Annotated in this window: 11 protein-coding genes; 2 read left to right on the plus strand and 9 right to left on the minus strand. The window is 61.2% G+C overall.

All coding sequences use genetic code 11. The features are described from left to right. The first annotated feature begins 35 nt into the window (after window positions 1–35). On the plus strand, window positions 36–512 hold the full coding sequence (locus HMPREF3148_RS13760; protein WP_129720735.1) for a helix-turn-helix domain-containing protein: 477 nt from the start codon (window positions 36–38) through the stop codon (window positions 510–512). Window positions 513–654: 142 nt separating this feature from the next. Here the strand turns inward: HMPREF3148_RS13760 and HMPREF3148_RS12505 are convergent, their stop codons facing one another. The 4 genes from HMPREF3148_RS12505 to HMPREF3148_RS12520 are packed head-to-tail and all read right to left on the minus strand — an operon-like array spanning window position 655 to window position 4,070. Beyond that, window positions 655–1,455 carry a CE1 family esterase gene (locus HMPREF3148_RS12505; protein WP_070509239.1) on the minus strand — a complete coding sequence of 267 codons (801 nt, stop codon included), beginning with the start codon at window positions 1,453–1,455 and terminating at the stop codon, window positions 655–657. 11 nt (window positions 1,456–1,466) lie between these two features. Then, the gene (locus tag HMPREF3148_RS12510; protein WP_201806775.1) at window positions 1,467–2,432 is read right to left on the minus strand and encodes a metal ABC transporter permease; all 966 of its coding nucleotides are present in this window, start codon (window positions 2,430–2,432) and stop codon (window positions 1,467–1,469) included. Then, complete coding sequence (locus HMPREF3148_RS12515; protein ID WP_049151430.1) at window positions 2,410–3,111, minus strand: metal ABC transporter ATP-binding protein; 702 nt, start codon at window positions 3,109–3,111, stop codon at window positions 2,410–2,412. Before HMPREF3148_RS12515 ends, HMPREF3148_RS12510 begins: the two co-directional genes overlap by 23 nt. Beyond that, a complete protein-coding gene (locus tag HMPREF3148_RS12520; protein ID WP_070509240.1) occupies window positions 3,111–4,070 on the minus strand; it encodes a metal ABC transporter solute-binding protein, Zn/Mn family in 960 nt (319 codons plus the stop codon). Before HMPREF3148_RS12520 ends, HMPREF3148_RS12515 begins: the two co-directional genes overlap by 1 nt. A gap of 118 nt (window positions 4,071–4,188) precedes the next feature. On the opposite strand from HMPREF3148_RS12520, the gene HMPREF3148_RS12525 reads away from it, so the two are divergent. After that, entirely contained in the window at window positions 4,189–5,298 is a 1,110-nt protein-coding gene (locus HMPREF3148_RS12525; RefSeq protein WP_049063233.1) for a LacI family DNA-binding transcriptional regulator, read from the plus strand. A gap of 115 nt (window positions 5,299–5,413) precedes the next feature. Here HMPREF3148_RS12525 and otsB read toward each other — a convergent pair whose 3' ends face one another. The 5 genes from otsB to HMPREF3148_RS13890 all read right to left on the minus strand — a co-directional run. Then, complete coding sequence (gene otsB, locus HMPREF3148_RS12530) at window positions 5,414–6,160, minus strand: trehalose-phosphatase (protein WP_049063232.1); 747 nt, start codon at window positions 6,158–6,160, stop codon at window positions 5,414–5,416. 20 nt (window positions 6,161–6,180) lie between these two features. Continuing rightward, the gene (locus HMPREF3148_RS12535; protein WP_239662593.1) at window positions 6,181–6,678 is read right to left on the minus strand and encodes a metal ABC transporter substrate-binding protein; all 498 of its coding nucleotides are present in this window, start codon (window positions 6,676–6,678) and stop codon (window positions 6,181–6,183) included. After that, window positions 6,675–8,105 (minus strand): alpha,alpha-trehalose-phosphate synthase (UDP-forming), encoded by a 1,431-nt coding sequence (locus HMPREF3148_RS12540; protein ID WP_049063231.1) that lies wholly within the window; start codon window positions 8,103–8,105, stop codon window positions 6,675–6,677. Before HMPREF3148_RS12540 ends, HMPREF3148_RS12535 begins: the two co-directional genes overlap by 4 nt. Before the next feature lie 5 nt (window positions 8,106–8,110). Further along, entirely contained in the window at window positions 8,111–8,458 is a 348-nt protein-coding gene (locus HMPREF3148_RS12545; RefSeq protein WP_049063230.1) for a hypothetical protein, read from the minus strand. 224 nt (window positions 8,459–8,682) lie between these two features. Then, window positions 8,683–9,131, minus strand: a 449-nt coding sequence (locus tag HMPREF3148_RS13890; RefSeq protein ID WP_210383009.1) for a hypothetical protein, incomplete at its 5' end; no start/stop codon positions are given.

The following is a 9,131-nucleotide window of genomic DNA, read 5'->3' on the forward strand; positions in this document are numbered from 1 at the left end:
AATGTGCGTCCACTCAGAGGGAGCTGCTGAATGCATTGTCTCGCTCACAGGAGCAATTGCTGGTGTTGTGCGAGCGCAAAGACTCGGCGACCTGGGTATGGGATATACAAGAGTTAAAGAGCAGCGATTTTATTTACTTGGTGGATTATTCACAGCATTCGCGTGAGAAGCTTCAAAAGGCAATCAATTTGGGCGCGTCTGCATATTGTGTGGTTACCCGGGAAGCTCGATCCGGCCATGGGGGCCTTAAAATAAGTTGTTGCTTTGAAATAAACGGCGTAGCTGTTGGGACAATGCCTGAACCAGATATGCAGCGAAACCTCGAGCGACTATCCGCGATTCAGCTTCGAGTTTTAAACGGAATTATATGTGGGCACTCAAATTATGGCATCGCGGAGGGAACCCATCTTTCTGTGCCGATGATCAAGAAAATAGTTTCCCAGCTGCTCGACATATTTGCTGCAGAGAACAGAGTCCAGTTAGCCCTCAAAACCTTACCCGCTATGGGTTGAGCTGCCAAACCTGTTGCAAATTCCCAGGGCAGGAAAACCAGACCTCCTGCTCGCATTTTCACGCGCTTGCCGACGCCGCGCAATCCACCAGAGAGCTGCATTTCCAGGGCTGGGTAGGTGGTGGGGGAGGCGAGCCGCGGGGCTATAAGCCGAAGAAATCCTCCACCACTTGGGCCGCGATGAAGCTATCGGTATTCGGGCCTAAGCGCGCGTCGAACTCGTTGCCCGAGGGGATGACGTGGCCCACGCCTTCCATGGTCCACAGCTCCACTGGGTTTTTGCCTGGCCACGTGCGCAGCTCGATGTCGTCGAAGGGCCGAGACACAACAACCTCGCCCGCGCCGTTGAGCTCAGCGAAGCGTTGCGCAGTCCACGGCGCCGAGGTCACCTTTCCGCGCGTGCTGCCCATAATGCCTGCCTCACCACCCTCGTAGGGAGCGAGCGGGTCCGCAGTGCCGTGCATCATGAGCATCGGGGTGGGCTTATAGCCATCGGGATTAGACGGCGCATGGTTAGCACCGCTGCCCAGCGTGGAGGCGAAGATGCAGGCGCCGTCGAGGAGGCCGGGGGCGTCGAAAAGCAAGCGAATGACCATCTGCCCACCGTTGGAATAGCCGCACGCGAAGGTGCGCTGGGTTCCGTACTCGTGGTGGATTGTATCCACCACGTGGCGCAGGAACGCGACGTCGTCGATGCCCAGCTCGCGGGTCTTGACCGGCAGGATGGCGCGGGAGTCGTTGAAGTGGCGGCCCACGCCGTCCGGATAGACCACCACCGTGCCCGTGCGCTCGGCTAGCTCGTCGAAGGTGCCGGCCGTGAAGCGCCGCAAAACGCTGCCATTCTGCAGCGAACCGTGGAGGAAAAGCAGCAGGTTAGGGCCAGGATTCTCCGGCGCGACGACGGTGTACTTGCGCTTTTGGCCCTGAAATTCCACGGTGGTCATGGGCCACTAGTTTAGTCCTGGTGCACGCAGTGCTCGTCGTGGGTGCTGGTGTGGTGCTTTTCTGAATCGCTGCGGCCCTCGAAGTGGGCCTTGGTGACGCGGGCGGCGGCGATGTCGTCGCGAACCGCGCGGCGATTGCGCAACCAGCCGATGAGGCGGCAAAGCAAATAGATGATGAAGGAAATCGTAGTCACGAAGACCGAGACCGGCAGGCCCGGAGCCAGCGACAAAATGAGACCACCCACGGCTGCGACCTCCGCGAAGATGGTAGACCACAAGACCGCACGCACGGGGGAGGAAGTAATCTGCACCGCCGCGGCGCCTGGCGTGATGAGCAGGGCCATGACGAGCAGCGAGCCGACAATCTGCACCGACTGCGCGGCGGTCAGGCCCACCAGGATGGCAAAGCCAACGGAAATAACGCGGACCGGAACGCCGGCCGCCTGGGCCATGACGGGGTCGGCGGAGGCGAAGAGCATCGGGCGCCAGAACAGCGCCACGATGGCCACGATGATGACCGTGGTCAGCGCGAGCAGCCATACCGAGGCCGCGGAAACGCCCACGATCTGGCCGGTCAGCAGCGTCATCGCCGTATTGGAGTTGCCCGGGTAGAGGTGCAAGAACAGCACGGACAGGCCGAGACCGAAGCTCATCACCACGCCAATGGCGCTATCTTGCTGGCCTTTGAGACCCAGCACCGCGAGGATGATCGCCGCCACGATGGCGCCGGCAATTGCGCCGAAGCCCAGGTTGAAACCAAAGAGCAGCGCCGCGGAGGCGCCCATCAGCGCCAGTTCTGAGGTGGCGTGGACCGAGAAGGACATCTGCCGCAGCACGATGAGCGAAGTCATAACGCCGGACAAGATACCCAGCAGCGCGCAGGCCCACAGGGAGGATTGCACGAAGTCGACACTGAGCAGGTACTGGGTGTCTTCCCAAAACTTAGACAGCGAGCTAGACAACGATGAGCCTCCCATCGACTTCAATGACGTTGACCTTGGAACCGTAGAGCTCCGAGAGGACATCGGAGCGCATGACCTCGTCCACTGCGCCATACATGTGGCCGTGTGGGGCGATGTAGAGCACCTTGTCCACCACGCCCAGCACCGGGTTGATGCCGTGCGTCACGAACAGAATCGAGGTGCCGCGCTCCGTGCGCCAGCGGTCGAGTTTTTCCACCGTGGCCTGCTGCCGGGCCGGGTCCAGGGAAAGCAGTGGCTCGTCGGCGAGGATGAGCTGTGGGTCGTTGGACAGGGCCTGCGCCTGGCGGACCAATTGCTGCTGGCCGCCGGAAAGCTGGCCCACGCGGCGCTCAGCGATGCCGGTGGCACCCACCTCGGCGAGCAGCTCGTCGACGCGGGTGCGGGGAGGGCGTCGTTTAGCAAAGGAGCCATGGGCCAAGGAAAGCGACACGAGATCGCGGGCGCGCATCGGCAAATCCTGCGGGAACATGCGCTGCTGCGGGATAAAGCCCACGCTCGAGTTGACCTCCACGCGGCCGCTGGTGAGTTGACGCGTGCCCAAGATGGTGCCGAGCAGCGTGGACTTGCCCACGCCATTGGGGCCCAAAACGGCGATAAACTCGCCGCTTTCGACGGCGAGGTTAAGGCCTGACCACAGCGGCTCTACCGCTGCATCATGAAACTGTACGAGCACTAGGCTTTGACCGCCTCGAGTGCGGAGACAGCCTGATCGTAGTAGTCGAGGAAGTTGGTGCCCTCCGGCGGGGTCTCGCCGATTTCCACGATCGGCACGTTGCGGTCCTCAGCGGCCTTGCGGATGCGCGAGGAGATGTCCGTCTCAGTCTGCGGGTTGTAAATCAGCAGGTCCACTTTGCCGTCCTTGACGGTCTGCAGAAAGCGCGCCAGGTCAGCCGCGGTTGGCTCGCCCTCGGACACAGTGGCCTTGCGGAAGCCCTCCGGCGTCACGTCAAGGGCAGGGGTGTACTTCATGATGTAGTCCGCGATCGGCTCGGTCTGCGCATAGTTGAGCTTCGGCAGCTTCTCGACACGCTCCTTAATGTCCTCGACGCGCTCCAGCAGCGGATCAGCAGAGGCTTTGGCCTCTGGGTTTTCCTCGTTTACGAGGTCGGCGACCTCGGTGGCGACCTTCTCGATGGCGGCAGCGTCGTACCAGACGTGCTCATTGCCCTCGATGTTGGTGACCTTGGAGGGCTCCTTCTTGGCGACGTCCTTGGCCTCCATCGCGGTGACGACGTCCGGCTCTTCGTCAAGCTTGCCGTGATCAGTTAGCGGCAGCGCGTGGATGATCTCGTCCTGGTTCTTTACTGCCTGGTAAAGCCAGGAATCGTATCCGCCGCCACCGACGATGAGGACGTCGGCCTCGTTGGCCTTGGCGATGTCTGCCGCGGTGGGCTCAAAGTGGTGCGGGTCGATGCCGTTGCCCTTGACGATTGGCTCGACCTCAATCTTGACGTCTTGCCCCTGTGCGGAGTCGATGACTTCCTGGGCCACATCTGCCCAGATGGAGGTGGAGGCGACGACCTTGATGGTGTCCTCGTCGGCGCTATCGGTGCTGGAGCAACCGGCCAGGGTGAGGCTGCCTGCACACAGGAGAGCGGCGGGCGCAGCCAGGGATTTAAGGGAAAAACTCATGCCCTCTAGTTTGCGTTTGTTGAAAATTGTTGTCAAACGGAAATGTATTGATAATCCGCTCGCTAAAGACCTTGCCTGAAACGCGAAACGCAGAGGTGAACAGGGTAGGGTAGCCAGCATGGTAAAACGCAGCCAGAATCGGAAAACGCTAGCCTCGCTGGCTGCTGAATTGGGTGTTTCGCGTACCACCGTTTCCAATGCATATAATCGCCCAGACCAGCTGGCCCCAGCCACGCGCGAACGCATTCTCTCCGCGGCCGCAGCCCACGGCTACACGGGCCCCGACCCCACCGCGCGCAGCCTGCGCACCCGCCGCGCGGGCTCCACGGGGGTCCTCCTGACCGAGCACTTGTCCTACGCCTTCGAGGACGCCGCCTCCGTTGATTTTCTAGCCGGCATGGCAGAGGCATCCACGGGTGCCGCGACCACCCTAACTCTGATTCCCGCAGGGCCCGACGCCCCTTCCGACGACGCTGCCGCCCTCCTCACCCGCGCCGCCGTGGATGGCTTCGTTATCTACTCGGTCTCGTCCGAATCCGTGGAAGCGGCGCGAACGCGTGGTCTTCCGCTGGTGGTCTGCGATCAGCCCAAGGACTCTGGCCTTCCCTTCGTGGGCATCGATGACCGAGAGGCAATCAAACCCGCCGCCCGCGCGTTGCTCGCGGCCGGCCATCGCCGCATTGGCATCCTGTGCATTCGTCTCCACCACGAGCGCATCGATGGTTTCGTGAGCCCGGAGCAGGTCGAACGCGCAGACATGCACGTCCAGCGCGACCGCGTGCTGGGCGCTCTCGATGTATTTGCACAGGCAGGCATTGGCGAGATTCCCATTGTCACCCGCCACATCAACGATGCGAGCACCGCGCGCGCTGCCGCGGAAGAGCTGCTTGCCGCGCGCCCTGAGCTGACCGCCGTGCTGTGCACCACCGACTCGATGGCGCTCGGCGTGCTCGGTGTCTTGCGCGATGCTGGCCTCGCGGCACCGAAAGACCTCTCCGTGACGGGGTTTGACGGCATCACCACCGCCTTGCTGGCGGGGCTTACTACCGTGGTCCAGCCGAATAAAGCCAAAGGCGCGGCGGCAGGCCACATGTTGGCCGAGCATATCGACGCCGCGCTTTCCGAGACTGCCCCAGCACACGACCATAAGCTGCTGCCCACTCGCTTCAACGAGGGGACCACGGTGGGCTCGCCGCGCGAGCAGCATTTATTGGATTGGCGGCGCTAGTCGGCACACTTTGCCAAATATTGCGCCAAAACTTGCCGAAATCAGCGCCTTGTTTGGCAAAATGTACCGCGCTTGCTCCGTTTACCGCGCTTGCCCCGTTCACCGCGCATCACGCTTAAGCGCCGAGGTGAACCGCGCGGGCCGCGGCGAGCTCCTCCAAGAAATCAGACACAGCCGCAATATCCGGAACGCGGTGTGCGGCTAGCGTCTCGCCCTCGCCAACCTTCACGCCCAGGTCTGGCGGCTGATTCAAAACCGCGAATCCGTCTTCATCGGTGACGTCATCTCCCAGGAAGACGGTGGCGGTGGCGCCGACGCGCTCGCGCAGCTCGGAAATCCATGAGCCCTTCGTGGCCTGGGTAGCGGAGAACTCGATGACAGACTTGCCGGCAGTCATGGGGAAACCGGCTGGGTCGAGTGCGCGGCAAGCAGCGTAGGCCTCGGCGGCTAGCTCCGGGTCGCTGAGCTCTAGGCGGCGCAGGTGGAACACGCGCTGGAAAGGCTTAATCTCAATTTCTGCGCCAGGAAAGCGCTCCATCAGCTCACGGATTTCTGCTTCCTTGCGGTCCAAGTGCGCCTGGGCTTCCGGCGAAAGGGAAGAGTCCTGCCACGAGGACTCCGCGCCGTGGGAGCCGCCCAACAGAACCGGCTCGCGCAGCGGGAAGACGCGCTTTAGCCCTTCCAAGTGGCGCCCAGAAAGCGCCGCCACCGTGGTATCCGGCAGCTGCGCCAGACGCTCCAGGGCAGCCAACGACCGCGGCTCGGCGTGAACCGCATAGATGTCATTGGCAAAACCGGCGAGGGTGCCATCAAAGTCAGAAACTACGGCCAGATGCTTGGTTGCTGCGAGCTTTTCAATCATGCCCTCATCCTAAAACAGCCCTAAAGCGAGACCATGCGAATAGCGGGGGAGTCCACCTCGGCGGTATCCAGAGTCAGCACCAGCTGATTATTCGGGTTTAGCCGAACCTCAAAATCATGGTCTTCCGCCAGCAGATTGCGTAGCAGATTATCCGCCCACAGTGCGGAGCCGGTGCAATCGTCGGGACGGGTATCCATTCGCACCTTATCGATGTGCATGGTGTCCGCGTCGCGGATATTGGCGGCATCCTCGGCCTCGCTGTAGGAGACCTTGGCTTGGAACGGCGCACAGCCAGTAGAGCCCACAATGGAGGATTCGCCGAAACTCATTTGTGGCACCGCCTTCGCGGTCTGCGGAATCGCAGAAGGCTCATCCGGCTTGGTGTAGATAGCCACTACTTGCCAGTCCTTGCCCACGATTCTCTCGTCACCGCGTGGCTGCGGCCCTTCATCCTCGGAGCCGCAGGCGCTAAGTGTCATTGATGCGGCGAGAAGTGCCGCTGTAATTACTCGCTTCACTTGTTCTTCGCTGCTTTCTCTAGGGCGCTCAAAAAGGCGCGCGACCATACATCCACGTCGTGTTGGACCACCTGCGCGTGCAGGTCGAGCATGTGCTGGCGCATGGTGTCGGGTGAATCATCAAGCGCCTTCAATGCGCTGAGCAGGGCGCGTTTGATGGACTCTATGTCGAAAGGGTTGCATAGGTTGGCCTGCTTGAGCTCCGCGGCGGCGCCGGCAAACTCGGAGAGCACCAATGCACCGCGGCCGTCGTCGTGGCAGGTCACATACTCCTTGGCCACCAGGTTCATGCCGTCTTTGAAAGGGGTGACCAGCATGACGTCGGCAAGCCGGTAGTACTTGCGCAGCATGTCCTTGTCCACCGCGCGGTGCACGTAGTGGACCACTGGCCGCCCAATCTGGCCGAAGCGCCCATTGATGCGGCCTACGGCTTCCTCGACCTGCGAGCGGGTCACGCGGTAATGGTCGATGCGCTCGCGCGAAGGCGTGGCAATCTGTACCAGCGTAACCTCGCTCGGATCCAGCGCCTGCGACTCCAGCAGCTCCTCGAAAGCTTTGAGGCGCTGCAGGATTCCCTTGGTGTAGTCCAGCCTGTCGACGCCCAAAATGACGCGGTGGTGGCCGCCGAATTCCGCACGCAGCTTGGCGACGTCGCGGTCCTCCGCCTTACTGAACCGCGTCATGTCGGAGGACTTGATGGAGATCGGGAACGCGCCCACGCCAACGGTGCGGCCATCGACCTTGATGCCGGCAGTGATGTCGCGCGTGCTGACCTCGCCCGTGACCTCTAAGCCGAGGCGAGTGGCCAGCTCTAAGAAGTTACGGGCATTGGATTCGAGGTGGAATCCGATGACATCGGCGCCCATCAACCCGCGGACGACCTCTTCGCGCCATGGCAGTTGCAGGAAGAGATCTGCGGAAGGGAATGGGATATGCAGGAAGAAGCCGATGGTGAGATCAGGGCGTAGTTGGCGCAGAATGCCTGGCAGCAGCTGCAGCTGATAGTCCTGTACCCACACCGTGGCGTTGGGTGCTGCGACCTTGGCTACTTCTTCGGCAAAGCGCAGGTTGACCTCGCGATAGGAGTACCACCACTCGCGCTTGTACTGCGGGGTGACGATGAGGTCGTGGTAGAGCGGCCACAGGGTGGCGTTAGAAAAGCCCTCGTAGAAGCCCTCGTAATCCACGTCGGTCAGCTTGACCGGGTGCAGCAGCACACCGTTTTCGGTGTGGAAGGGTTCCGGGGCGTCGTTTGTGATGCCTGGCCAGCCCACCCAGCAGCCTTGCTCGGCCTCCAGCACTGGCGACAAAGCAGTAACCAAGCCGCCAGGCGAGGCCTTCCAGGTGCGGGTGCCGTCCGGTTGGATCTCCAGATCCACGGGGAGGCGGTTGGCCACCACCACGAAGGAATTGTCGTGGCCAGACATTGTTCTTAGGCCTTCTTCGTGGTCTTCTTAGAAGCCTTCTTGGCGGTCTTCTTTGTGGACTTCTTGGTCGACTTCTTCGTTGCCTTCTTGGTGGTCTTCTTAGAAGATTTCTTGGTTGCCTTCTTCGAGGACTTCTTAGAAGCCTTCTTTGGTGCAGCGTCTTCCTGCTCTGCGAGGACCTTCTTGTGTACCAAGCCATCTGGCTCGACGCCGAGCATGGACATCAAGGTCACGCCATCGAGGAAGTCCTCAGCATAAGTAGCGACGATGCGGCGCGCAGCGCGGGCGGTCTCCTCCTCGACTGCATTGTTCTGGTCTGCAGCGGGCTGAGTGTCAGTGACCTTTGGTGGCACGAAGTCCTCCTGAACGAGTTGTGAAAGCTTTCAGACCGCATATTCTACGCCATGCGGCCGTGCGGTGCGGATTCGGGGCTATGTGCGCAGAGATCTATTTTGTGGGCCTGGGTTATGGCGCCGGGCACGGCGAGGATTTCGCCCTAACTGCCAAATCGGTGCCGTGCAGGGAAGGCGAGTTCAGGTGGTGAATGCATCTATACAGCTAGGAGGTTGTGTAGATGTCAAGTGATAAGAGGCTGTGTGAGCGGTACGTGGAGGCGTATCTGCATGATGCGCGTCCGATGTCGGTGATCCTGAAGGAGTTGGGGGTCTCGAAGGCTACGGCGAAGGTGTGGCGTCAGGCTGAGGGCCTTAGCCGTGGTCAGCGTCAGCGGAGTCTGACTGAGAATAAATTCAAAGATCAGTACCAAAAGGTCGTTGCTCTTGTAGAAAGCGGCCAGTCTGCGCATAGCGCACTGAAAGAGACTGGTTTCCCACAGACTGCTTACCGATACCTTGCCCAAGACGGTATCGAACTCGCTAATACCAGTCGCGGTGGAGCCATACAACGCGAGCGGGATCGCATCGCTAAAGCTTTGAAACTTGTTGACGCTGGAAAAAGCTATAAACAGGCTGGCCAGGTGGTTGATCGCTGCGGGGCCCGACCCCCGGAAAGTGGACACATCGGGGG

This window comes from Corynebacterium sp. HMSC05D08 (assembly GCF_001807215.1).
Classification (GTDB): Bacteria; Actinomycetota; Actinomycetes; order Mycobacteriales; family Mycobacteriaceae; genus Corynebacterium; species Corynebacterium striatum.

Coding starts and splice junctions, on each gene's coding strand:
- HMPREF3148_RS12505 (WP_070509239.1), bottom strand. CDS start 1,455: ATGACCACCGTGGAATTTCAGGGCCAAAAGCGCAAGTACACCGTCGTC.
- HMPREF3148_RS12510 (WP_201806775.1), bottom strand. CDS start 2,432: ATGGGAGGCTCATCGTTGTCTAGCTCGCTGTCTAAGTTTTGGGAAGAC.
- HMPREF3148_RS12520 (WP_070509240.1), bottom strand. CDS start 4,070: ATGAGTTTTTCCCTTAAATCCCTGGCTGCGCCCGCCGCTCTCCTGTGT.
- HMPREF3148_RS12525 (WP_049063233.1), top strand. CDS start 4,189: ATGGTAAAACGCAGCCAGAATCGGAAAACGCTAGCCTCGCTGGCTGCT.
- otsB (WP_049063232.1), bottom strand. CDS start 6,160: ATGATTGAAAAGCTCGCAGCAACCAAGCATCTGGCCGTAGTTTCTGAC.
- HMPREF3148_RS12540 (WP_049063231.1), bottom strand. CDS start 8,105: ATGTCTGGCCACGACAATTCCTTCGTGGTGGTGGCCAACCGCCTCCCC.